The sequence below is a fragment of the Streptosporangium sp. NPDC023963 genome (assembly GCF_040639135.1).
Classification (GTDB): Bacteria; Actinomycetota; Actinomycetes; order Streptosporangiales; family Streptosporangiaceae; genus Streptosporangium.
On the sequence record NZ_JBEZZK010000023.1, the window covers coordinates 1 to 22,845 of the forward strand.

The 22,845-nt window shown below is 72.4% G+C and carries 20 protein-coding genes; 4 read left to right on the forward strand and 16 right to left on the reverse strand.

What is annotated here, in order from left to right; all coding sequences use genetic code 11:
* Positions 1 to 482: 482 nt before the first annotated feature.
* Together AB0F88_RS40500 and AB0F88_RS40505 are read right to left on the reverse strand one after the other, a co-directional pair.
* Positions 483 to 686, reverse strand: a complete 204-nt coding sequence (locus AB0F88_RS40500) for a transposase (protein ID WP_362696736.1) — start codon at positions 684 to 686, stop codon at positions 483 to 485.
* A gap of 50 nt (positions 687 to 736) precedes the next feature.
* A complete protein-coding gene (locus AB0F88_RS40505) occupies positions 737 to 1,393 on the reverse strand; it encodes a TetR/AcrR family transcriptional regulator (protein ID WP_362696738.1) in 657 nt (218 codons plus the stop codon).
* A gap of 58 nt (positions 1,394 to 1,451) precedes the next feature.
* Between AB0F88_RS40505 and AB0F88_RS40510 the strand changes: the two genes are divergently transcribed.
* Together AB0F88_RS40510 and AB0F88_RS40515 are read left to right on the forward strand one after the other, a co-directional pair.
* Entirely contained in the window at positions 1,452 to 2,282 is an 831-nt protein-coding gene (locus AB0F88_RS40510) for an SDR family NAD(P)-dependent oxidoreductase (protein WP_362696740.1), read from the forward strand.
* A gap of 318 nt (positions 2,283 to 2,600) precedes the next feature.
* A complete protein-coding gene (locus AB0F88_RS40515) occupies positions 2,601 to 2,924 on the forward strand; it encodes a nuclear transport factor 2 family protein (RefSeq protein WP_354842435.1) in 324 nt (107 codons plus the stop codon).
* A gap of 235 nt (positions 2,925 to 3,159) precedes the next feature.
* Here AB0F88_RS40515 and mnmA read toward each other — a convergent pair whose 3' ends face one another.
* Both mnmA and AB0F88_RS40525 read right to left on the reverse strand, forming a co-directional pair.
* Positions 3,160 to 4,230, reverse strand: coding sequence for a tRNA 2-thiouridine(34) synthase MnmA (gene mnmA / locus AB0F88_RS40520; protein WP_362696742.1), 1,071 nt, complete (start codon positions 4,228 to 4,230; stop codon positions 3,160 to 3,162).
* A gap of 86 nt (positions 4,231 to 4,316) precedes the next feature.
* Entirely contained in the window at positions 4,317 to 5,480 is a 1,164-nt protein-coding gene (locus tag AB0F88_RS40525) for a cysteine desulfurase family protein (protein WP_362696744.1), read from the reverse strand.
* A 112-nt stretch (positions 5,481 to 5,592) separates the two neighbouring features.
* Between AB0F88_RS40525 and AB0F88_RS40530 the strand changes: the two genes are divergently transcribed.
* Together AB0F88_RS40530 and AB0F88_RS40535 are read left to right on the forward strand one after the other, a co-directional pair.
* Positions 5,593 to 6,099, forward strand: a complete 507-nt coding sequence (locus tag AB0F88_RS40530) for a TetR/AcrR family transcriptional regulator (RefSeq protein ID WP_362696746.1) — start codon at positions 5,593 to 5,595, stop codon at positions 6,097 to 6,099.
* A gap of 199 nt (positions 6,100 to 6,298) precedes the next feature.
* Positions 6,299 to 7,501 carry an MFS transporter gene (locus tag AB0F88_RS40535; protein ID WP_362696748.1) on the forward strand — a complete coding sequence of 401 codons (1,203 nt, stop codon included), beginning with the start codon at positions 6,299 to 6,301 and terminating at the stop codon, positions 7,499 to 7,501.
* A gap of 91 nt (positions 7,502 to 7,592) precedes the next feature.
* Here the strand turns inward: AB0F88_RS40535 and AB0F88_RS40540 are convergent, their stop codons facing one another.
* The 12 genes from AB0F88_RS40540 to AB0F88_RS40595 all read right to left on the reverse strand — a co-directional run bounded on the left by AB0F88_RS40540 (position 7,593) and on the right by AB0F88_RS40595 (position 22,708).
* A complete protein-coding gene (locus AB0F88_RS40540) occupies positions 7,593 to 8,546 on the reverse strand; it encodes an electron transfer flavoprotein subunit alpha/FixB family protein (protein WP_362696750.1) in 954 nt (317 codons plus the stop codon).
* An 18-nt stretch (positions 8,547 to 8,564) separates the two neighbouring features.
* A complete protein-coding gene (locus AB0F88_RS40545; protein ID WP_362696752.1) occupies positions 8,565 to 9,344 on the reverse strand; it encodes an electron transfer flavoprotein subunit beta/FixA family protein in 780 nt (259 codons plus the stop codon).
* 329 nt (positions 9,345 to 9,673) lie between these two features.
* Positions 9,674 to 11,224, reverse strand: a complete 1,551-nt coding sequence (locus AB0F88_RS40550; protein ID WP_362696754.1) for a protein kinase — start codon at positions 11,222 to 11,224, stop codon at positions 9,674 to 9,676.
* Positions 11,225 to 11,315: 91 nt separating this feature from the next.
* Positions 11,316 to 13,325 carry a serine/threonine-protein kinase gene (locus AB0F88_RS40555; RefSeq protein WP_362696756.1) on the reverse strand — a complete coding sequence of 670 codons (2,010 nt, stop codon included), beginning with the start codon at positions 13,323 to 13,325 and terminating at the stop codon, positions 11,316 to 11,318.
* Positions 13,325 to 15,568 carry a serine/threonine-protein kinase gene (locus tag AB0F88_RS40560; RefSeq protein WP_362696758.1) on the reverse strand — a complete coding sequence of 748 codons (2,244 nt, stop codon included), beginning with the start codon at positions 15,566 to 15,568 and terminating at the stop codon, positions 13,325 to 13,327. The genes AB0F88_RS40555 and AB0F88_RS40560 overlap by 1 nt, the downstream gene beginning before the upstream one ends.
* A gap of 131 nt (positions 15,569 to 15,699) precedes the next feature.
* Complete coding sequence (locus tag AB0F88_RS40565; RefSeq protein WP_362696759.1) at positions 15,700 to 16,248, reverse strand: YbaK/EbsC family protein; 549 nt, start codon at positions 16,246 to 16,248, stop codon at positions 15,700 to 15,702.
* 73 nt (positions 16,249 to 16,321) lie between these two features.
* Positions 16,322 to 17,983: an FAD-dependent oxidoreductase gene (locus AB0F88_RS40570; protein ID WP_362696761.1), complete on the reverse strand. Its 1,662-nt coding sequence runs from the start codon at positions 17,981 to 17,983 to the stop codon at positions 16,322 to 16,324.
* Positions 17,984 to 18,159: 176 nt separating this feature from the next.
* Entirely contained in the window at positions 18,160 to 19,014 is an 855-nt protein-coding gene (locus tag AB0F88_RS40575; RefSeq protein ID WP_362696763.1) for a M55 family metallopeptidase, read from the reverse strand.
* Positions 18,999 to 20,249 (reverse strand): DUF6395 domain-containing protein, encoded by a 1,251-nt coding sequence (locus tag AB0F88_RS40580; protein ID WP_362696765.1) that lies wholly within the window; start codon positions 20,247 to 20,249, stop codon positions 18,999 to 19,001. The genes AB0F88_RS40575 and AB0F88_RS40580 overlap by 16 nt, the downstream gene beginning before the upstream one ends.
* On the reverse strand, positions 20,246 to 20,656 hold the full coding sequence (locus AB0F88_RS40585) for a hypothetical protein (protein WP_362696767.1): 411 nt from the start codon (positions 20,654 to 20,656) through the stop codon (positions 20,246 to 20,248). Before AB0F88_RS40585 ends, AB0F88_RS40580 begins: the two co-directional genes overlap by 4 nt.
* An 87-nt stretch (positions 20,657 to 20,743) precedes the next feature.
* Positions 20,744 to 21,514: an enoyl-CoA hydratase-related protein gene (locus AB0F88_RS40590; RefSeq protein ID WP_362696769.1), complete on the reverse strand. Its 771-nt coding sequence runs from the start codon at positions 21,512 to 21,514 to the stop codon at positions 20,744 to 20,746.
* Positions 21,515 to 21,616: 102 nt separating this feature from the next.
* Positions 21,617 to 22,708: a glycosyltransferase family 4 protein gene (locus AB0F88_RS40595; protein WP_362696771.1), complete on the reverse strand. Its 1,092-nt coding sequence runs from the start codon at positions 22,706 to 22,708 to the stop codon at positions 21,617 to 21,619.
* Positions 22,709 to 22,845: the final 137 nt, after the last annotated feature.

Sequence of the window (22,845 nt, forward strand, 5' to 3'; positions counted from 1 at the left end):
CACCCGCTACGACAAGCTCGCCGCCCACTACCGATCAGCCGTGACCATCGCCTGCCTACTGCTCTGGCTCAGATGATCCACAAAACAGGTCCTAGGGCCTGTCTGACAATTCGAAACGGCGGAGCCGGAGCATGACGGATGCCGGGGTGACGCAGCCGGAAGGTGGTCATCACCGCTTCGAAGGCGGTGCAGTCCGCGACGTTGCCGCCGGTCGGACGCACGGTCAGCGGCAGGCCACGGGGTTCGGTGATCAGGTGGGCTTGGTGGTGAGTCCGCCGCGGGAGCGCCCGAGGGCTTGTCGTCTTTGGGAGGCTTTCGCATCGATCGTCTCACCGCTGTCCCCCTTTTTTTGGGGCTCCGGCGGCGTGCTGGTGCGCGCGGGCGATGGTCGAGTCGATGCTGACGGTCACCTCGGCCGTCCCGAGGGAGTCGTCTTCGACCTGTAGGTCTTCCAGGATCCTGGCTCAGGTGCCGTCTTGGTCTCAGCGTTCGAACCGCTCATGGCAGGTCTGCCAGGGGCCGCAGCGCTCGGGGATGTCGTGCCAGGGCGATCCGGTCCGCAACCGCCACGAGATCCCGTTGACGACCTCGCGGTGATCACGCCAGGGCCGTCCCCTGCCGTCCGTCGCGGGCAGCAGGGGCTCGATCCGTTGCCGAGTCCTGTCGGTCGGCTCGCCTCGTCGCACCACGAGCGATTGTCCAACCGCATCCACCGTGATCATTTGCCAGACAGGCCTTAGCGGGCCAGGCGGTCCAGCAGCTCGCCGAGCAGCGCGCGTTCGCCGGGGGTGAGGTCGCCCGGGTCGTTGCCGACCAGCGCACGCAACGTCAGTGCGGCGCTCGCACGGGTCGCGGGGGCGTCGGCGGAGGGCGTGTGCAGGACTCCGGCCAGCGCGGCCTCGCGGACGCGTCCGGACAGCCCGAAGTCCGGCTCCGGCTGGCTGATCAAGGTGAGCGTGATGCCGACGTTGGCGGCAAGCACCTGTTCGGCGGCTTCGTCCGCCGGCACCTTGAGCAGGCCATGGGCGGCGGCGGCGGTCAACCGCTCGCGCAACGCGGCGTGCGCGGGAGCGGTGACGACGCAGGGCTTTCCCGGCTCGGCGCGGCCGTAGAGCAGCCCGTAGAACGACGGGTGCTCCAGCCCGAACCGCACGTGCCTGTCCCAGCCCTCGCGCAGGTCGCCCAGCGGGTCGCCAGAACTCTCGACCGCCGTGTACTGGGTGAAGCCGTGGTTCACCACGGCGTCGATCAGGCCCTGCTTGCTGCCGAAGTGGTGGTACAGCGTCGGGGCCTGCACCTCGGCGCGTTCGCACACCGCTCTCGTGGACACCGTGCCGCCGGCCTCCAGCAACTCCGCCGCGACGAGCAGGAGTCGATCCCGTGCATTCTGCATGGTTGCTATAGTAGCTCATATAGCGCTACATTGCCCTCTATAGCGAAAGGAGAAGTCCATGAGGACTTGGTTCGTCACCGGCGGGACGCCCGGAGGGTTCGGCCTGGTCTATGCCGAGGCTGCGCTGAAACAGGGCGATCAGGTGGTGGTGACAGCGCGTCGGCCCTCTGAACTGCAGGAATGGGCTGAACCGTACGGCGACCGTGTGCTGGTTCTCCAGCTCGATGTCACCGATGCCGAGCAGGTGCGTGCGGCGGTCAAGGCGGCGGAGGAGCGGTTCGGCGGGATCGACGTGCTCGTCAACAACGCGGGCCGTGGCTGGTTCGGCTCGGTCGAGGGGGCCCCTGACGAGACGATCCGCCGCACGTTCGACCTCAACCTGTTCGCCGTGGTCGAGGTGATACGCGCGGTCCTGCCAGGTATGCGGGCACGCGGCGACGGCTGGATCGTGAACATGTCGTCGGTGGCAGGCCTCGTCGGCGCACAGGGGTTCGGCTACTACTCGGCGGCGAAGTTCGCGCTCGAAGGACTGTCGGAGACACTGCGCCATGAAGTTGAGCCGTTCGGTGTGCGCGTGCTCGTCGTAGAGCCGGGAGCGTTCCGCACCAAGGCTTTCGCCGGCTTCCAGGACGAGCCCGTCAACGAGACCGTCGACGCCTACGTGCCGATGGTCGAGGGCGTCAAGGCGGCGTTCGTGGACCACAACGGCAAGCAGGAGGGTGACCCCGAACGCGGAGTGCAGGCCGTGATCAGCGCGATGAACGCCCCCGTTCCGCCGCAACGGATCGTGCTCGGCAACTCTGGCTACGACGTCGTCGTCGCGATGCACGAGAACGCACTCACGGAGCTGCGCGCGAACGAAAAGCTCTCGCGCGGCGCGGACTTCTGAGCCTGTTGCCAGAAGTTGTGTCCGCAACTCGCGGGAGTCGACCTCGCCGCGAACGTGAGGAGCCTCGTCGGGGTGGATTGAGTCACCACACACAACCGACCCGACGAAGCCTTCATCAGCATGCGCCCCGCGCATGTCCATGCCGACTTGACCCCTGCTCGGCACCTCGAGCCGGTCACCGCGCCGCACGGCCCGGGGCGGGTCGCCGCCCGCATCGTCATCGTGCCGCTGAGGTGCTGAGGTGCTGGTGCTGAGGTGCTGCAGGGACGTACCAGGACGCGCCCGCGTCCTGGCACCCGAGAAGACCGGAGAGCAGAAATGGACGACATCACCCTTCCCAAGGCTGTCGAGAACTTCATCGCGGCCACCAACGCGCACGACGCGAACGCGCTGGCCGCGGTCTTCGGCGACGGGGCCACCGTGCGCGATGACGGGACGACCTACGCCGGCGAGGCCGAGATCCGCGAGTGGATCCAGGGGCACCTGATCAACCCCAAGATCGTGATCACGCCGACCTCGTTCGCGGGCGACCGTCTGGTGGCCTCCGGGGACGGTGAGTTCCCCGGCGGGCCCCTGTCCTTCGCGTTCGTGTTCGGCATCAAGGACGACCAGGTCACCGACCTCGCGATCGACCCCGTCTGACTCATCACCGGCCGGGACGGCCTGAGGGCTGCCCCGGCCGTGAACAGGGGACCAGCCATGGGCACCATGGACGAACCGATCAACCCGACGGCGGTGACGCGACCAAGGCCTGTCTGGCAAATGATCACGGTGGATGCGGTTGCCGCCCGTACAGCGGCCCCGCGCCCGTCCCATGGCGGGGCTCCACCGGGACGGGAAGCCGCCCGGGTGCCGCGAACGCGTCCGCGGAGCGGGCTCAGGAGGCCGAGGCGATGGTCGCCGAGCCGATCACGGTGTCGCCGAGGTAGAGCACGGCCGCCTGGCCCGCCGCGACCCCGGTGGCCGGGCCGTCCAGCGTGATGTGGACCTCCCCGCCGGAGAGCTGGGCACGGCAGCCGTACACCTCGCCGTGGGCGCGGAGCTGGACCGTGCAGGCCAGCGGCTCGCGCGGCTCCTCCACCGGGCCGTTCCAGACCGGCCGCTCCGCGACGATGGTCGTGACCTCGAGGGACGAGCGCGGGCCGACGGTGACCGTGTTGGAGACCGGCTCGATGGACAGCACGTAGCGGGGGCGGCCGTCGGGGGCCGGGCGGTCGATGCGCAGGCCCTTGCGCTGGCCGATCGTGAAGCCGTAGGCGCCCTCGTGGCCGCCCACGACCTCGCCGGACTCGTCGACGATCGGGCCCCGCTCCGCGCCGAGGCGGTCGGCGAGGAAGCCCCGGGTGTCGCCGTCGGCGATGAAGCAGATGTCGTGGCTGTCGGGCTTGTCGGCCACCATGAGACCGCGCCGCGCGGCCTCCTCGCGCACCTGGGCCTTGGTGGAGTCGCCCAGCGGGAAGATCGCGTGACCGAGCTGCTCCCTGGTGAGCACGCCCAGGACGTACGACTGGTCCTTGCCCTGGTCGGGGCTACGGCTCAGGACACCGTCCGCGACGCGCGCGTGGTGCCCGGTGGCCACCGCGTCGAAGCCCAGCGCGAGGGCCCGGTCGAGCACCGCCTCGAACTTGATCTTCTCGTTGCAGCGCAGGCACGGGTTGGGGGTGCGCCCGGCGGCGTACTCGCTGACGAAGTCCTCGACGACGTCGCGGTGGAAGCGCTCGGCCATGTCCCATATGTAGAAGGGGATGCCGATCACGTCGGCGGCCCTGCGGGCGTCTCGCGAGTCCTCGACCGTGCAGCACCCGCGGGCGCCGGTCCGGTAGGACTGGGGGTTGGCGGAGAGGGCGAGGTGGACACCGGTGACGTCATGGCCCGCCTCGGCGATGCGGGCGGCCGCCACGGCGGAGTCGACGCCACCGGACATGGCGGCAAGCACACGAAGACTCATAACCCCCTGAGCGTACCCGCGCCGGCGCCCACCTGGTCGGGCCGGGAGGCCCCGAAGCCATGCGACGGACCCCCGTACGGCACCGATCAGCTCAGGCCCGCGCGGCGGGCGCGCTCGACGACGAGGCCGATGACGTCGGCCAGCCGGTCCACGTCCTCCTCGGTCGAGGTGTGGCCGAGGGAGAAGCGCAGCGAGCCGCGTGCCCGGAACCCGTCGGCGCCCATCGCGAGCAGTACGTGCGACGGCTGCGCCACCCCCGCCGAGCAGGCCGAGCCCGTCGAGCACTCCACGCCCTTGGCGTCCAGGAGCATGAGCAGGGCGTCGCCCTCGCAGCCGGGGAAGGAGAAGTGGGCGTTGCCGGGAAGGCGGTTCACCGGATCGCCGTTGAGGATCACGTCGGGCACCGCCTGGCGGACCCGGCGGATGAGGTCGTCGCGGAGCCCGGTCAGCCGGGCCGAGTTCTCGGCCTGCCGGGCCACCGCGGCCCGCACCGCCGTGGCGAAGCCGGCGACGGAGGGGGCGTCGAGCGTGCCGGAGCGGACGTCGCGTTCCTGGCCGCCGCCGTGCAGCACCGGCACCGGGTCGACGCCCCGGGCGAGCAGCAGGGCGCCGACGCCCATCGGGCCGCCGACCTTGTGCCCGGAGAGCGTCAGCGCGTCGACCCCCGAGCCGGCGAAGACCACGGGGAGCTGGCCGACGGCCTGGACCGCGTCGGTGTGGAAGGGGATGCCGTACTCCCCGGCGATCGCGGCGAGCTCGTGGACCGGCTGGACGGTGCCGACCTCGTTGTTGGCCCACATGACGCTGACCAGGGCGACACTCCCCGGGTCGCGCTCGATGGCGTCGCGGAGGGTCTGCGGGTGCACCCGGCCGAACTCGTCGACGCGGAGCGGCTCGACGGTCGCGCCCTGGTGGGCGCTCAGCCAGTGCGCGGGGTCCAGGGCGGCGTGGTGCTCCACCGCGCTGATCAGGATCCTGTCGGCCCCCCCGGCACGGCGGGCCCAGTACAGGCCCTTGACGGCGAGGTTGTCGGCCTCGGTGCCGCCCGCGGTGAAGACGACCTCGCTGGGCCTGGCGCCGAGCGCGGCGGCGATGGTCTCCCGCGCCTCCTCCACGACCTGGCGGGTGCGGCGGCCTGCGGCGTGCAGGGAGGACGCGTTGCCGACCTGGCCGAGCTGGGCTGTCATCGCCTCGATCGCCTCGGGAAGCATCGGCGTGGTCGCCGCGTGATCGAGATAGGCGGACTTCACGGCCGCATTCCCCTCCCCAACTCGCTGTCAACCTTCCAAGCGTATCCGCGCCCGTGGAGGGCCTGATCCGCGGAGTTGACCACTGAACCGTCCAGACGGTACAGTAACCGCCATGAGACGGGAAGAGCTGTTGGACGCGGCAGAGGATCTGCTCTGCGACCAGGGCTCCCAGGCTCTCACCCTGGCGACCGTCGCGGAGCGCGCCGGCTGCAGCAAGGGCGGCCTGCTCTACCACTTCGGCACGAAGGAAGCCCTGATCAAGGGCATGGTCGAGCGGCTGATCGAGGAGTTCGACGAGCTCGTCGCGACCCAGGGGCACGACACCTACACCAAGAACTACCTGGCGGCCACGTTCGCCGCCGTGCAGAGCGGCAGGCTGCGACGCTGGGCCGTGGTGACCGGGGCCTCCGGCAACCTCTACCTTCTCGCCCCGCTCCGGGTGGCGATGGCCCGCTGGCACCGCGAGGGGCTCGACAGCGAGCCCGACCCGGAGGCGGCGCAGATCGTGCGCCTGGCCTGCGAGGGACTGTGGGACGTGGCGAGCCACGACCCCGGCCTCTACGACGCCGAGCACATCGAGATCCTGAAACGACGACTGCTGGCCCTGCTGCCCGCCTGACGGCCCTGCCCGTGACGACCCTGCCCGCCTGATCACCCCGGCGCCGCGACGCGCCGGTCGGCGGGCACCCGTCTGATCATTCACCTGACCAGGGGAAACACTCACAAAGATTGGTGGTCGCTTTCGCACGCGCGAAAGCGACCGACTTTGGTGTGCCCGCTCCCCGGTTTGTCAAAACATTTATTGAAGGGATTGAGTCATGACCCGCGACCTGAGAGCGGCTCGAACCGGAGCGGTTCTCACATTCGTGCTCGCAGGCCTGCTGTGCGGAACGATGACCGTGCGCATTCCGGCGCTCTCCGACAAGCTCGGGCTGTCCGAGGCATCGGTGGGCGGCATCCTCCTCGTCTGGGGGCTGGGAGCGCTCATCACCATGCAGTCGATGCGCGGGGTGATGACACGCCTCGGCAGCCGGAGCATCCTGCGGGTCGCGGCTCCCCTGACCGCGACCACCCTGGCGCTGCTCGCGGTAGCCCCGTCGTTCCCCCTGGCCCTGGCCGCGAGCGGCCTGTTCGGCCTGGCGTTCGGCGCGGTGGACGTCGCGATGAACGCGCAGGGATCGGTGGTCGAGCGCGCCTACGGACGCCCGCTGATGAACGGCATGCACGCCGGCTGGTGCGTGGGAGCGATCTCCGCGGGCCTGCTGGGCACCGCGGCGATCGCGGCGGGACTCTCGATCACGGTCCACCTGACCCTGGTCGCCCTGCTCGCGCTCCCCGTGGCGGTGCTCGTCAGCCGCTCCTACCTGCCCGACCCGGTGAGGGCTTCCCGCCGCTCGGCCGAGGGCCGGAGCACGGCACGGCGCCGGATGCCCCCGGTGGTCTACCTTCTCGGCGTGATCGCCTTCTGCGCGTTCATGGTGGAGGGTACGGTCGCCGACTGGAACGGCCTGTACCTGCGGAACGTGCTGGGCGCGCCGGAGGCGCTCGCCGCCCTGGGCTACCCGATCTTCGAGGCGGGCATGCTGGCCGGGCGCCTCACCGGTGACCGCGTCCGGGCCCGCTTCGGCGCCCGCGGCATGATGGTCGCCTCGGGCCTGGCCACCGCCGCGACCTTCACCGTGGTCCTCACGGCCCCCACGGCGCCGATCGCCGTCTCGGCCATGCTGTTCGTGGGGGTGGCCGTGGCGACGGTCTCGCCGATGGCCATGTCCCTGGCGGGCGGCGCGACCGGCGACCCCGGACCGGCCATCGCCCAGACCGGCGCGATGGGCTACGCGGGACTGCTGCTCGGCCCCGTGATCATCGGTTTCCTCTCCGATCTGGTCACACTCAGGGTGGGACTCGGCATCGCGGTGGTGCTCGGCGTCCTGATCGCCGTGGTCGCGTGGTTCCTGCCCCGCTCCCGCGCGGTCGCCGTCCCGCTGGACACCGCCAGGCGCGAGCTCTCCATGGCGGCCTGAACCCTCGCGGGCCCACGAACCGGCAAAGGGGGGTACGGGCACACCGTGCCCGTACCCCCCCGATACGCCGTGATGCGCTGTGACCTGCCGGTCACTTGCGCTTGGTGATCTCCTGGGTCAGCTGCGGGACGATCTGGTGCAGGTCGCCCACGACGCCGTAGTCGGCGAGCTCGAAGATCGGCGCCTCGGGGTCCTTGTTGATCGCGATGATCGTCTTGGCGGTCTGCATACCGGCCCGGTGCTGGATGGCCCCGGAGATGCCCGCCGCGATGTACAGCTGCGGCGAGACGGTCTTGCCGGTCTGGCCGACCTGGAACTGGTGCGGGTACCAGCCGGCGTCGGTGGCGGCGCGGGAGGCGCCGACGGCCGCGCCGAGCGAGTCGGCCAGGTCCTCGATGATCGAGAACTTCTCGGCCGAGCCGACGCCCCGGCCACCGGAGACCACTATCGCGGCCTCGGTGAGCTCCGGGCGCGCGCCCTTCTCCTCCTTGACCCGCTCCACGATCCTGGCGCCCTTGGCGGCGTCGGAGACGGTGAAGGTGACGCGCTCCTCGGTGCCCGCGCCCGCGGCGGCCTCGACCGGAGTGGCGTTGGGGCGCACCGCGACGATCGGGGTGCCCTTGGTCACGCGCGACCGGACGTTGATGCCGCCGCCGAAGATGGACTGGTCGGCGACCAGGCCGTCCTCGATGCCCACGACGTCGGTGAGCACACCGGAGTCGATCTTGATGGCGAGACGGCCGGCGATCTCCTTGGCCTCGGCCGTCGCGGCCACGAGCACCGCGGCCGGCGCCTTCTCGCCCACCAGGTGGGCGAGCAGCTCCGCCTTGGGCGCCACGACGTAGTCGCTGACCTCGGCGGAGTCGGCCAGATAGATCTTCTCCGCGCCGTACTCGGCCAGCCTGGCCTGGGCCTCGGGAGAGTAGCCCGCGCCCGTCCAGACCGCCGACGGGGTGCCCAGCTTCCTGGCGAGCGTCAGCAGCTCAAGGGTGACCTTCTTGACCTGGCCCTCGACGTGCTCGACCAGAACGAGAATCTCGGACATTCCAGCTAACCCCCGCTCTCAGACGAACTTCTTCGACGCGAGGAAGTCGGCGGCCTTCACGCCACCGTCGCCCTCGTCCTTGACGACCGTGCCCGCCGCGCGCGGCGGGGCGACCGCGAAGTCTGCGACCTCGCTCCAGGAGTTGGCCAGGCCCACCTGGGAGGCGTCGATCTCGGCGTCGGCGACGCCGAGCTTCTCGACCGGCTTCTTCTTGGCGGCCATGATGCCCTTGAAGGACGGGTAGCGCGGCTCGTTGATCTTCTCCACGACGGAGACGACGGCGGGCAGCGAGGCCTCGACCCTGTCGTAGCCGTAGTCGGTGACGCGCTGGATGGAGATGGCGCCCTCGTCGACCTGAACCTGGTTGGCGAAGGTGAGCTGCGGCACGCCGAGGCGCTCGGCCAGCATGGCGGCGAGGACCCCGGTGCGGGCGTCCGTCGACTCCGAGCCGAGCACGACCAGATCGAAACCGATCTTCTTGAGGGTCTGTGCCAGGGCGTGGGAGGTGCCCAGGGCGTCCGAGCCGTGCAGCGCGTCGTCCACCAGGTGGACGGCCTTGTCGGCACCCATGGCCAGGGCCTTGCGAATGGTGTCGCTCGCCTTGGCGGGACCCATGGTGAGGACGGTCACCTCACCGCCGTGCGCCTCCTTCAGGCGCAGCGCCTCCTCGACCGCGTACTCGCACAGCTCGTTGATGACGCCGTCGGCGGCATCGCGGTCGAGCGTATTGTCATCGGACTTCAGCTTGCGCTCGGTCGCCGTGTCGGGGACCTGCTTCACGCAGACGACGATGTTCATGGCCGGTGGCCGACCTCCCGTGTTCGCCTGCGCCACCGCGTCGCTGCGGTTGACGCCGGATGCGGTACGTGCACGCGGGGTACGTGCACGCGCTGCCAAGACTGCCAGGTGCCCTCGGGCGGTGTGGCAGCGGGTGGCCCGGTCGGTGCGTGCCCGTCCCGGCCCCCCGTCATTATGTTACCCATCAGTAGCTTAGGCGCAAACCGCCAGGTTGCGCGGCCCACGCCGAGCGGCCGTAACCTTCCCCGAGGGCCGCCACCCCTACCATACCGAACTATATTCCGGTATTCGCGCGCGGGTTCCGCGCCACGCCCGCGCCCCCGGCCCGCTCAGCCGGCCGCCAGGATCGCGACCAGGACGAAGACGACGGTGCCCAGCACCAGCGCCAGGGTGAGCGTGCTGAAGAACGTGCTGAGGACCGCCCCCAGCGCGACGGCCCCGGCCCCGGCCGCCAGGTCGAGGATCATCCGCCCGCGGTCCCGGCGGGCGAACAGGGCGATGCCCGCGTCGACGAGCATCACCGAGCCGTACCCGGTCAGGAGCAGCAGCGCCACCTCGGGCAGCGGCTCCCTCGCGGTCGCGGCCATCAGGGAGACGAGCAGGCCGGTGCCGACGACCCAGCGGCGGTGCAGGACGACCCTGCGGCGCGCGCGGGCCTCCTCCGGCGAGGGCCTGCCCGTCGCCGGGCGCGGCTGCCCCGGCCGCCACTCCCTGGTGCCGAGATCCTGCATCCCGGTGTCCGCCGTGCCCGCTGTGCCCGCCGTGCCCGCTGTGTTCCCGGTGTCGTTCCCGCTGTCCCGGGGCGACCTGGCCTTCGGCACCGGGATGTCCGGAGGCCGGGGTTCCGGGAACGACGCGGGATCGGGGGACACCGCGGGATCCTGGAACGCCGCGGAGTCCGGGGAGTCCGCTCTCGGGAACGGCGGGGGGTCGCGGAACGCGGCCGCCCGGTGCCGTGCGCCCTCGGCCCGGGCGGCCTTACGGGCGTCGGCGGTGTCGCGGCGGTACCCGGCCGGCCCGGCGACGGGGGCGATGGGGCCGGCGGGGGCGGCGGGGGCGGCGGGGGCGGCGGGGGCGGCGGGGGCGGCGGGGGCGCTGCCCAGCCACGCCGGCAGCGCGTCGGCGCGCGGCCGGGCGGCGGGATCGCGCAGCAGGCACCTGCCGAGCGTCGGCTCCAGCCATCCGGGAACGCCGTCGAGGTCGGGAGGGTGATGGACGACGCGGTAGCCGATCGCCGACGCCGGACCGGTGCCGTAGGGGTGCCGCCCGGTGGACGCGTACGCCAGCGTCGCCCCGAAGGCGAAGACGTCGGCCTCGGCACCGGCCTCGGTGCCTTCCAGCACCTCGGGCGCCAGGTAGCCGGGCGTGCCGAGCACGGCCCCCGAGGCGGTGACCGAGGGCGAGTCGAGCGCGGAGGCGATGCCGAAGTCGATGACGACCGGCTCCCCGTCGGTCAGGATCACGTTGGCGGGCTTGAGGTCGCGGTGCACCACCCCGGCGGCGTGCACGGTGGCCACCGCCTCGGCCAGGCCGCGCGCCAGCCGTACGAGAGCGTCGCCGGCGACCGGCCCGTCGGCCGCGACCACCGCGCCGAGCGGGCGGCCCTGCACGTAACGGGTGACCAGATAGGGGCGGGCCCCCTCCAGGGAGGCGTCCAGGATCTCGGCGACCCGCGGGCCCTGGACCAGCCGCATGGTCTCGACCTCGCGGGCCAGCCGGGTCAGGGCCGTCTCGTCGGCCGCGACGTGGGGGTGCAGGATCTTGACCGCCACCGTGCGCCCCTCGGGATCCAGTGCCAGGTGGACCTCGCCGAAACCTCCGGCGCCCAGTCTCGACAGCAGGCGGTAGGGGCCAAGACGTTCACCGTCCGGCGCAACCATGCGACTCCTTCCGGCGGGTCCCCTCCATCGTGCCGCAGAGAAGGCGATCGCGCACCGGTCGGCGACCGGTGAAGACCCGCCGGCGGGTCCGTTACTTCCAGAACGTCAGGAATCCGAGGCCGAGGCTCTTCATCAGGCTGTCCAGGAGTCCGCCGACGAGGTCGAGCGCGCCTATCGCGCCCTCGTTCGCCGACTGCCGCCACTCCGCCGTGAGGCTGTTGACGACGTCGGTCGGGTTGCGCCACGGGGAGAAGGACGGGGCCACGCTGAACGCCGTCATCACCGCGAAGAACGCCAGCGTGCCCAGCACGATCGTGGTCACCATGCCCGCGCCGGGACTGCGGATGACCCCGCTCAGCGCGCGGGCGACGGCCTTGCGGGGCTTGCCGCCGCCGGGCAGCACGAACAGCCCGGCCACGAAGGCACCCGCGGCGTAGGCGGCCGCGAGGTTCTTGTTCATGTCTCCGGCGTAGACGAGGAACCCCCACACGCACATGCCGAACATGGCGGACAGCAGCCCGGTGACCAGCGTCCCGAACGCGGACCTGATCAGCGCCCACGGGGTGCCGAGCACCGCGAGCAGGGGGTCGCTGGCACTGCTGCCCCGGATGGAGCGTCGCTGGGCCAGGTCCCCGAAGAGGTGTTCGCCCACCCGCAGGCAGAGCGCGGCGGCCAGCGCGAACACGCTCACCACCACGGGCAGCATGCAGGCCAGCGCCACCAGGATGGTCAGCAACAGCACCGAGGCCAGCGGGTGGGCGGCCCGGTAGCGCTCCTGCGGAGGGGTGCGGGGCGCGGGCGCGGGCCGGTCCTGGGTGGGGGCCTCACGGCGCGCCTGGACCGGCGGCGGGTAGGGCCGCGCCTGACCTGTGGGCGGCGGCGCCGGATATCCGGCCACCCGCTGGTCGGCGAAGGGCGGCGGGGCCGCGGCCCTGGCCTGCGCCGAGGGCGGCGCGGGGACGTAGGGCGGCGGCTTGGAGGCCGGGACGTACGGGGGCGGGGCCGTCGCGGCGGACCCCTGACCCTGCTCCTGCCTGGGCCTGCGCTCACGCCGCTCCGGCTTGGCGTACTCGACCGGCGGGAGCAGGTCGGAGTAGGTGCCGTCCTGCGGCAGCGCGCGGGTGCCGTTCCGCGGCGGCGCGGGCGGTGGGGCCTGCGGGGGCGGGGAGGACGGCGAGGACTGGGACTGCGACGGGGAGGTGGACTTACCGTCCAGGACCCTGGTGCCGTCGGTGCCGAGGACCTTCGTCCCGCTCTCCAGCACGGAGGTGGGCGGCGTCTCCTGGAAGGCCGTCACCCTCGGGTCGAGGGCGCGGGCCATCCGGTGCAACTCCGTCGCGGACGGCCGGGCGACGGGGTCGACGGCCAGGGCCCGGCGCAGCCAGCCCCGCAGCCACGCGGGGGCCAGGTCGATGTTGGCCCGGCCCTCCATGATGTTGAAACAGACGACCTCGAAGCTGCCCGTGCCGAACGGCGGCTTGCCGGTCGCGCCGAAGAAGACCGTCGAGGCCAGCGCGTGCACGTCGGCCGCCTGGGTGATCTCGGAGTCGCGGATGATCTCCGGGGCGAGGTAGCCGGGGGTGCCGACGAACATGCCGGTCTGGGTGAGCCGGGTCGCGTTGACCAGGTGGGCGATGCCGAAGTCGATGACCAGCGGGTCACCGTTGACGATCATCACGTTGGACGGCTTGAAGTCGCGGTGGATGACGTCGGCGGCGTGGATGGCCACCAGCGCCGCGCACATGCCCTGCGCCAGCCGGATGATCTGGTCGTCGGAGAGGGGGCCGTCCTCCAGGACGGTCTCCTCCAGCGTGCGCCCCGGGGCGAACCGGGTCACGATGTAGGGCTGCTTGGCCGTCAGCTCGGCGTCGAGCACCTCGGCGACGTGCTGGCTGCGCACCCGCCGCATGGTCTCGACCTCGCGGGTGAGCCGGTCGCGTGCCTTGAGGTCGGCGGCCACGTGCGGGTGCAGGACCTTGACGGCCACCTCTCGCCCGTCCTCGTCGAGCCCGAGATGGACGACGCCCATCCCGCCCTCGCCGATCTTCCTGAGCAGGCGGTACGGACCCAGCCTCTCGGGCGCCCGCGTGTCCCCGGTCATCACGCCGCCTTCTTTCGTAGGTCCTTCAGTTCGTGCACCACCGTTCCGACGTCGACCGGCGTCCACACCGCCCGTCGTGCTGTGTCTCCCACGGTGCCGATCGCCAGGAGGACCATCAGCGCCGCCGCCACCGCCAGCCCCGCGGCGACGATCATGGCCGCGCCGCGCGACGGCAGCAGTGATGCCAGCGTACGTCGCATCTGGCGGCTGGGGCCCTCCACACCGGGTCCGGCGCAGACGGTCCAGAGCGCGACGGCCACGCCCCAGCTCAGCGCGTTGGTCTCCGGCATGCCCCCCACCCACACCACGAGCAGGAGCGTCACGGGCAGGCCGAGGATCAGCGCGTACGGCACGAGGGCGACGGTGATGCCGATCGACTTCAGCAGCGCGGCCGGCCGGCCGAGCACCCGGAAGACGTCGGCCGCCGCCTCACCCGCGCCCCTTCTGGCGCTGAACGCCGGCTGGGCGATGTCGGCGGCGCGCAGCAGGATCGCCACCGGGATCACCAGCGCGGCGACGATCACCGGGGCGACGACCGCCGCGACCGTCATGACGACCAGCATCAGCACGCTCGCCACCCCGTACGCCTTGGAACGCTGCAACGCGTTTCCCGGACGCTGGCCGGGGTGGAGCGCCGCGGGCACGGGCTGCTGCGGCTGCTGGGCGTGCTGCTGCGGCTGGGGATGCGGGTAGGGGTAGGGGGGCGGCGTGGGGGTGCGGACCTGCGGGGTCCGCTGCTGGTCGAACGGGGCCTGCCGCTGCGGGTAGGGCGGCGGGGGCTGGCCGCCGGGCTGCGGCGACCGGCCCTGCTGACCCGGCGGGGCCTGTTGACCCGACGGGGCCTGCCGGCCGGGCCGGCCCGGCTGGTCGGTGTACTGGCGGATGTATTCCTGCAGGTCCTGAGGGCGGACCCGCTGGGTGGGAATGTCCCCGTCGGAGACCGGCGCCGTGGCGCCGTCGTCGCCGGCCCGCGCGCCCTGCCGGTCGTGGACGGGGGTGGACGGACCCGGCACCGGGCCGGGAACGGGACCCGGGGCCCGGGTGGGGACGTCCTCGGGGGCGAGCATGCCGGTGGGCAGGTCGTGCGCGGCCTGCTGGGCCGCCGCGGCCTGGCGCAGCTCCTCGGGCGTCACCCGGCGGGTGGGCCACGGGTCGGGCTGCTCCTCGCCGAGCAGCGAGACGTATTCCCGGGGCTGGGCCACGGGGGCGGGGGGCCAGGAGGTGGGCTGCTGGACCGCGGGGCGTGACGCCACCGGGGTCGGCACGTCGCCCGGCCCGTCGACAGCGGCGCCCTGGCGTCCGGGGACGCGCGGACTCGGGGCGCCGGGGCCACCGGGGCCGCCGAAGGCGCCCGGGACCCCGGGACCGCGGGAGCCGGGGGCGGGGTCGTCGAACTCCGCGACCGTGGTGATCTCGTCGGGCACCCGGGGCCTGCCGGTGACGGGGCCGGGGCCGGGAAGCAGGCGTCCCACCTGCGCCGCCAGCTCGGCGGCGGCGGGCCGCCTGGCCGGGTCGCGCTGGAGCGCGGCCCGCAGGATCGGCTGGAGCGCCTGGGGGACGGCGTCGACGTTCGCCTTGCCCGCGGTGATGTTGTAGAAGATCATCTCCAGCGTGCCCTTGCCGAAGGGCGGCAGGCCGGTGGCGGCGAAGACCAGGGTGCCCGCCCAGGCGTGCACGTCGACCTCGGGCCCGGCCTCGTGCCCCTCGATGATCTCGGGGGCGAGGTAGCCGGGGGTGCCGATGAACATGCCGGTCTGGGTGAGCCGGGTGGCGTCGACGGCCTGCGCGATGCCGAAGTCGATGAGGACCGGCTCGCCGTCCAGGATGAGGACGTTGCCGGGCTTGAGGTCGCGGTGGATCACCCCGACCGAGTGGACGGCGGCCAGCGCCGAGGCCACCCCGTGCGCGACCCGCAGCAGCGCGGGCAGCTCCATCGGGCCGTCCTGCTTGATGACCTCGTCCAGCGGCCTGCCCGCGACGTAGCGCGTCACGATGTAGGGACGGTGGCCGGTCACGTCGGCGTCGAGGACCTCCGCGATGTACTCGCTGCGCACGCGGCGCATCGTCTCGACCTCGCGCGAAAGACGGCGACGCGCGACGTCGTCGCCCGCCACCTCGGCGCGGAGGACCTTCACCGCCACCTGCCGGCCCTGCGGGTCGACGGCTAGATGGACCACGCCCATACCGCCCTCGCCGAGCCGCCGCAGCAGCCGGTAAGGACCCAATCGGTCGTCCTGATTCATGGCATGAAGCACCATATCGGCTTAGACCTCGCCCACGAGATGAACCATCGGGCCACATTTTCCGACTGAATAACGTTCACAGAACCCCGACGGTTTCCCGATTCCCGCTCTCACTTAATCTCATTTCCGCTTCAGTTCGCCAGGTGGAGAACCTGCGCCGTCTTCAACCCGGCCAGCAGGGAGCCGGACACGGCCAGCTTGGAACGGCGGACGCCGCTGCCGATCACGACCTCCGGATGGGCGGCCACCGCCTCGTCGACGAGCACCGGCCAGTCCTCGGGCAGCCCGAGCGGGGTGATCCCGCCGTACTCCATGCCGGTCAGCGCGACCGCGTCGTCCATCGGCGCGAACGAGATCTTCCGCGCGTCCAGGTGGCGCCGGATCACCCCGTTGACGTCGGCCCTCGTGGTGGCGAGCACCATGCAGGCCGCGTAGCGGGTCTCCCCCGCGCGCCGGGCCGCCACGATCACGCAGTTGGCCGACTCGCCCATGCCCACGCCGTAGCGCTCGCAGAAGGCCGCCGTGTCGGCCAGCTCCGGGTCGATCTCTGCGACGGTCACCCCGCCGAGCCCATCGAGCTCACCGCCCCCGCCGAGCCCGCCGATCGCCCGCGCCACCGGCTCGGCCAGCAGGTCCGGCCGCTCCGCGGCGCTCGTCCAGTCCAGAGTCCCGATCGCCATCGCCGTCTCGCCTCCCTAGGAATTCCTTTGGAGATTCTCTCGCACCGGAGACTTTACGGCGGCGGGGTGACACTCAGGAGGGCGTCTGGAGCACCCGGCGGTGCAGATCGGTGACCGCCCTCCTCGCGGACTCCATGGCACCGGCCTGCCAGGCGGTCAGGTGCGAGAGCCAGTCGCCGGCGAAGTAGACCCGGCCCGCCGGGCGCTGCAGCAGGGCGAAGTCGCTCCCGAAGGAGGGCCAGCTCGCCCAGCCGCCCTCGATGTACGGCTGGCGCTTCCAGGCGATCGAGACGCTGGAGCGCAGCTCGGCACGGTACTTCTCCCCGTGGATCTTCTTGCCCTGGGTGAGCGCGCGGTTGCGTCGCTCGCGGTGGGAGAGGCCGGTGTACACGTCGGCGTTCTCCTCGACGTTGTAGTAGCCGACCACCAGGCCGCCGCGGGAGTGGAAGCCGTAAGAGGGGTACCAGATGTGGGTGATGTCCAGGTCCGTCTCGCTGGCGCCGCCGTAGATGCGGTCGTCGATCTCCCACCAGCGCCTCCCGTACTCCAGCCCGATCTTGCCGGCGGAGACGGGCACGGGCGTGCGGAGCGCGGCGGTGACCGGGGTGCCGAGGTTGTGCGGCAGGCGCGCGAACAGATGGGGCGGCAGGGTCGCGACGCAGTAGTCGGCGCGGACGACGCCGTCCCGGTGCGTGACCTCCACGCCGTCGGGCAGGTTCCTGACCCCGGTGACCGGCGTGCCCGTCCTGATCCGGTCGCGGCCGACCGCGTCGGCGAGCGCGCCGGTGATCGTGTCCATGCCGCCCACCGGCTGGAACATGGGCATGACCTGGTCGTAGCCGAAGTCCATGGTGACGTACCTGCCGGTGCCCGCGGCGAGCACGTCGCGCAGCGAGGAGGCCGTGCCCACGGAGACGCCCTCGCCCACCCCGGGGTAGGTCTCGAACCCCCGCCGCCGGGAGTCCCGCCGGTAGGCGAGGTCGGGGCCGAGGTCGCCGAAACGCCGCAGGAACTCCTCCAGCCGCTCGCGGTCGTCCGCGGTGAGACGGCGGTCCAGCGCGCCCGCGTTGCTCGCCTTGGCCAGCAGCTCCCCGACGTAGCCGTACAGGTCCGCCCGGGCCGCGCGCGCCCGGGCCGGGGCGGTCATGCCGCGCGTGTAGACGTACGCCGAGGCGTTGTTGTTGACGAAGATCTCGACGGGGACGCCCAGCTCGCGGCAGTAGTCCATGGTGACCATCCAGGCCGCGATCCGCGCGGCCCCCGCGTTGAAGTAGACGCCCTCCTCGAACCCCGCGATCTGCGTCTCGCCGCCCAGCTCGTCCAGCCGGTCACCCGCGCGCAGCGTGAGGTTCCTGCCGCCCACCCGGCCGGACGCCTCCAGGACCGTGCAGTCGTACCCGGCCTTGCCCAGCTCGTAGGCGCAGGTCAGCCCGGCGATGCCCGCGCCGAGGACGACCACCTTGGCCGCTCCCCTGCCGGTGAGGGAGAAGTCGGAGCGCTGCGGGGGGATGAAGTCCCTGTCCTGGGACTCCGGGGCGAGTCCGAGCGCGCCCATCGCCGCGAACATGGCCCCGGCTCCCCCGGCCGCGCCCACGCCGACCAGCAGCGCCCTGCGCGTCAGGCCCGCTCCCGTGGCGGACGCGGGCCTGACGGGGGTCTTGGCGGGGGTCTCGGCGGCGGGGGGCACCGCGGCGGAGGCGGCGTCGGGCCGCGCGGGGCCCGTCTCGTCACTCATGGGGGTCGTCAGGGGACATCGGGCACCGTCGGGTCGAGGGGATCGGGGAAGTCGAGGGGTCGCCGGGTCGCGGGACGCCGGCGGGGCGAGGGGGATCGCGCGTCGCAGGCTATCCGGATCGGGGGGAGCCCCGGGTGAAGGGGGGCCGGAAAGGACATGGAGGGGTGCCGGAGGGGTCAGCCGTACGCGCCGCTGCCGCAGGCGACGTGGCCGCCGATCATGGCGAAGATCCCCAGCAGGGCCATGATCTGCGAGAAGTCGTCGGTGGTGAACTCCGTGTGCCGCGGACCCGCCGCCGTCACCCCGGGGATGATCGCGCATCCGGCGGCGATGGCGGTGGAGTTCCACTCGACCCCGAGGGTGAACGGCGGCTCGGGGGCGCAGAGGCGGAAGTCCGCCACCCGGTCGAGCGCGCGGGCCGCGGCCTCGCGGATGCGGGCGTGGGCGACGGCGGGCGGCAGGAGCTCGGCGGCGAACCTGTCGACGCCCTTCTTGACCGCGACGGTCTCCACGTCGCCGAGCAGCTCCCTGGCCTCCTCGCAGACGGCCTCGTCCCCGGTCACCAGGACCACCGGCACGCCGAGCGTCCCGGCGAAGGAGGCGACGAGACGGGTCTCCCCGCACACCTCGCCGTTGAGGTAGACGTTGTGGATCTCCCTGCCCATCCAGGTGTGGTTGAGCACGCCGTGCTGGACACCGGCCCGCGCGTGGTAGCCGACGAAGCAGGCCGCCCGGTAGCTCGCGTCCAGCCCCTGTCCCATCCGCAGCGGCTTGCCAGGGCCCCGCAGCAGGGTCGCCCGCTCGTCGAGCAGGTCGATCCTGAGGTTCTTGGTCGAGCCGTGGGCGTCGTTGACACGCACCGCGGTGGCCCCGGCGTCGAACACCCCCTCGACGACCGCGTTGGCGTCGCCGGTCATCAGCTCGCAGCCGCGCTCGTAGCCCCGGCCCCCGGCGTGCATCTCCTCGGGGTCGGTCAGCCCGGTGACACCTTCCATGTCGACCGAGAGGTAGACCTTCACGTCATCCCCCACGTCTCGACGCGACGCGCCTCTTCATCGCTCATGAAACCGATCTCCCCGTCCACGAAGTCGTGAACCTGCTTGCGCCACGGTTCGGGAATCTCCGCGACCGCGGGCGGGTAGCAGCGGTCCAGCCAGGCGGTGGACGCCTCGGTCGCGCGGAGATGCCGAGCCGCCGCGGCGAAGACCGTGTCCTCGATGCCGGGCACGCGGGCGCAGCCGTACTCGATCATCTCCTGCCCCCCGTACGGGGGCGGCTGCTGCCACTTGCGGGCGACCGGGCGGCCCGCGGTGATCGTGGTGCGGAGCGGGCGGCGCTCGACGGCGGCCTGGATGAGCTCCTTGTACAGGCACTTGCCGCAGGTCCCGCAGGGGCCGCCCACCCCGCGCAGGCACCAGCGGAGCTGCCCGCGCAGCTCGGAGCCGAGGGCGAGCCGCATCGTGACGGCCTCGCTCACCCCGCCCACCGGGAGCACGATGTGCAGCCCGGCGGCGGCGAACGCCCGTCCCCAGGCGCCGTGCGGGGCCCACATCAGGTTGTCGGGCGTGTAGCGGTGTATGTAGCGGGCGCCCCCCAGCCAGCGCGACCCCAGCTCGTAGCCGAAGGCCAGGCCGCCCAGGTCGAGCTCGTCGGCCATCAGCAGCGCGCCCACGGCGACCGCGTGGTGCTCGGGGTAGCCGGGGCGGGGCTCGGCGAGGGTGAACTCCAGGTCGGAGCGGACGACGGTCAGCTCGCGGCCGGTCTTCTCCGCCAGCGAGGCCAGGACGTCGGAGCGGTAGTGGGTCCACCGGTTGGGCACGCGCGGGTGGGAGACCCGCTGGAAGTGCACGAACGGCGCGTCGGGCAGCATCGCGGCCACCGCGACCGAGTCGGCCCCGCCGCTGTAGGAGATCGCCAGCCTGCCGCCGGAGCGCGGTCGTGTCCCAGCAGGACCGGCAGAACCGGCAGAACCGGCAGGACCCGCCTGGACCCCCCAGCCGTCGCCGATCGCCTCGGCGAACTCCGGCGAGATCGGCCGGTCAAAGGTGACGCGGCGCCGGGTCCACGGCGCGACCACGGTCCACGCGGCGAGGGCGAGCAGGTCCGGGTGGATGTCACGCGGCGCCCGCGGCAGCTCGACCCTGAAGGTGTTCGTGGCCAGCTTCAGCGGCGCGCCGTCGGCGCAGTGGCCGGTGACGCCGTCCTCGGGGTCCAGCCGGAACGCCAGGTGCCAGGTGCCGCCGTCGGCCGTCCAGGCCACTCTCACGCGCCGCTCCCCCTGCCCGCTGTGCCCGCTGTGCCCGCTGTGCCCGTTGTGCTCGCTATGCCCGCTGTGCCGCCGATGTCCGCCGTTCCCCCGGTGGCGCGATCCACGGCCTGCCAGAGCAGCACCTCGTTCTGGAGCACCCCGTCCAGCGCGACGGCGGTCTCCCGGGCCAGCCGGTGGGCGTCGTCCCAGCGCCCGGCCCGCGCCGGGTCGAGCTTGACCCCGGCCACCTGCGCGCGCAGCTCGACGACCTCCGCGCGCAGCGAGGTGACCTCCCTGGCCAGCGTCCGGACCTCCCAGAGCGCGTCCTTGACGTCCTGCCGGTGGTCGGCCCTGGAGATGTACCGGGAGTCGAACCAGCCGAGAACCGCCCGCCGCAGCGGGGCGGGCACCAACGCACGCTTCACCAACCGCACCATAACTCGGCACGATACCGGCAATTCCTGATCAGCCAGGACCAATCCCTGCAAGCTCCACCCGGCCCGGCGGGCCGGTCAGCGACCGGTGAACTCGGCCTTCGACCTCTCGGAGAAGGCTCGCATGCCGATCCCCGCGTCGTCGGTGGCGAACAGCCCGGAGAACTGCAGGCGCTCGATCTCCAGGCCGGTGTCGAGGTCGGTCTCCAGGCCGCGGTCCACGGCCTTCTTGGCGGCGCGCAGCGCCAGGGCGGGACCTCCCGCGAACCGGGCGGCGTACGCGAGGGCCTCGGTGTAGGTGTCGTCGTCGGGGACGACCCGGTCCACCAGGCCGATGCTCAGCGCCTCGGCGGCGGACACGTGGCGCCCGGTGAAGATGAGGTCCTTGGCCCTGGCCGGGCCGACCAGCCGGGGCAGCCTCTGGGTGCCGCCCGCCCCGGGGATGATGCCCAGCAGGATCTCGGGCTGGCCCAGCTTGGCCGACTCCCCGGCGATCCTGACGTCGGCGCACAGCGCCAGCTCGCAGCCGCCGCCGAGCGCGTAGCCGGTCACGGCCGCGACGACCGGCTTGCCGATCCTCGCGACGGCGGTGAAGCAGTCCTGCAGGACCTGCGAGTGGACCGCCATGTCGGCGTACGACATGCCGGCCATCTCCTTGATGTCGGCCCCGGCCGCGAAGACCTTCCCCCCGTAGAGGACCACGGCGTACACGTCGTCGTCGGCGTCCACCTGCCGGGCGCACTCGGCGATCTCCAACTGGACCTGCCGGTTGAGCGCGTTCATCTTCGGCCGGTCGAGCCTGATCGTCGCGACCCCGTCGGCCGCCTCCACCCGCACGAACTCACCCATGGACGTCCTTCCGCCTTCCGCCGGGACCCGCGGGCCGCGCCGGGGTCCGCCGCGCCGCGATCCCCGTCGATCACGGCGCCGCGAACCACCTTAGGGCGCGTCTCAGTTGACGGGCATGGCCAGGTCCCTGCTCTCCCCGGCGTTCCTGTCCGAGTCCTCCCTCGCCCGCCTCGGCAGCCCGGCGACCGTCCTGCGGTAGATCGCCTCGTACGCGCGGGCCATCACGTCCACGCCGAAGAAGCGCTCCACGCGGGAACGGCAGGCGCGCGGGTCGAGCGCGCCGGCCGCCTCGATCGCGGCGGGGAGCTCCGAGGGGTCGCCCCGGATGAATCCGGTGACCCCGTCCACGACCACCTCCGGCACGGCGCCCCTGCAGAGGGCGACCACGGGCGTGCCGCAGGCCATGGCCTCGATCATGACCATGCCGAACGGCTCCTCCCAGACGATCGGGAAGATCAGGCACCTGGCCGCCGCCAGCAGCTCGTGCTTGCGCGTGGTGTCGGCCTCGCCGACGTACTCGGCGTCGGCGCCGAGCCGGGGCCTGACGTACTCGTCGAAATAGTCGTACTCCATCTTCTCGGTGAGCTTGCCGGCGAGCAGGATGCGCCGTCCCGCGGCGCGGGCGGCGTCGATGGCCAGGTGGGCGCCCTTGTCCTCGTTGAACCGGCCCAGCCACAGCGCCCAGTCCTCCTTGCGCTCCCTGAAGGGGAAGGCCGTGACGTCGACCGCGTTGTGGACCACCCCCGCCCAGTTCAGGTCGGGGGCGATGCGCCGCTGGGCCTCGGAGATGGCGACCATCGACACCGCGGCGCCGAGCACCCGGTAGTACTCGCCGTACTCGCCCCCTACCTCCCCGTGACAGGTGATCACCGTCGGGACGGTCTGCGCGGGCGCGGTCAGCGGGCCTGCCAGGGTGTGGTCGTGGATCACGTCCACCACGAGCTTCGAGGTCATCGCGTACGCCTTGGCGGCGTGCAGGACCTCGGGCAGCGGCTCGCCGATCCGCTCCGAGGGCGCCCGCCCGTAGGTGCTCAGGAAGCGCGCGGAGGTCCCCGCCCGCCCGGCCCCGATCAGCGTGATGTCGTGCCCGCGCCGGGTCAGGCCGGCGACGAGCCCGGCCACCATCGACTCGATGCCCCCGTAGCCGAGGGGCGGCACGTCGTACCAGGGCGGCGCGACCATCAGAATGCGCATGCCCTCCGACCATTCCGGAACATCTCTCGAAGAAACCATGGCCACCTCACCGAAAAGACACGGAACCGAAAAAGACCGGAACCTGGAAGAACGCGGAACCCTGAAAGGCGCGGCCCCGGAAGGACGCGAGAGAAACG

Excerpts from the sequence above, each read along its gene's own strand:
- AB0F88_RS40570 (WP_362696761.1), bottom strand. The coding sequence starts at position 17,983 with ATGAGTGACGAGACGGGCCCCGCGCGGCCCGACGCCGCCTCCGCCGCG.
- AB0F88_RS40590 (WP_362696769.1), bottom strand. The coding sequence starts at position 21,514 with ATGGGTGAGTTCGTGCGGGTGGAGGCGGCCGACGGGGTCGCGACGATC.
- AB0F88_RS40540 (WP_362696750.1), bottom strand. The coding sequence starts at position 8,546 with ATGTCCGAGATTCTCGTTCTGGTCGAGCACGTCGAGGGCCAGGTCAAG.
- AB0F88_RS40505 (WP_362696738.1), bottom strand. The coding sequence starts at position 1,393 with ATGCAGAATGCACGGGATCGACTCCTGCTCGTCGCGGCGGAGTTGCTG.
- AB0F88_RS40555 (WP_362696756.1), bottom strand. The coding sequence starts at position 13,325 with ATGACCGGGGACACGCGGGCGCCCGAGAGGCTGGGTCCGTACCGCCTG.
- AB0F88_RS40545 (WP_362696752.1), bottom strand. The coding sequence starts at position 9,344 with ATGAACATCGTCGTCTGCGTGAAGCAGGTCCCCGACACGGCGACCGAG.
- AB0F88_RS40535 (WP_362696748.1), top strand. The coding sequence starts at position 6,299 with ATGACCCGCGACCTGAGAGCGGCTCGAACCGGAGCGGTTCTCACATTC.
- AB0F88_RS40595 (WP_362696771.1), bottom strand. The coding sequence starts at position 22,708 with ATGCGCATTCTGATGGTCGCGCCGCCCTGGTACGACGTGCCGCCCCTC.
- mnmA (WP_362696742.1), bottom strand. The coding sequence starts at position 4,230 with ATGAGTCTTCGTGTGCTTGCCGCCATGTCCGGTGGCGTCGACTCCGCC.
- AB0F88_RS40515 (WP_354842435.1), top strand. The coding sequence starts at position 2,601 with ATGGACGACATCACCCTTCCCAAGGCTGTCGAGAACTTCATCGCGGCC.
- AB0F88_RS40550 (WP_362696754.1), bottom strand. The coding sequence starts at position 11,224 with ATGGTTGCGCCGGACGGTGAACGTCTTGGCCCCTACCGCCTGCTGTCG.
- AB0F88_RS40510 (WP_362696740.1), top strand. The coding sequence starts at position 1,452 with ATGAGGACTTGGTTCGTCACCGGCGGGACGCCCGGAGGGTTCGGCCTG.
- AB0F88_RS40565 (WP_362696759.1), bottom strand. The coding sequence starts at position 16,248 with ATGGCGATCGGGACTCTGGACTGGACGAGCGCCGCGGAGCGGCCGGAC.
- AB0F88_RS40560 (WP_362696758.1), bottom strand. The coding sequence starts at position 15,568 with ATGAATCAGGACGACCGATTGGGTCCTTACCGGCTGCTGCGGCGGCTC.
- AB0F88_RS40530 (WP_362696746.1), top strand. The coding sequence starts at position 5,593 with ATGAGACGGGAAGAGCTGTTGGACGCGGCAGAGGATCTGCTCTGCGAC.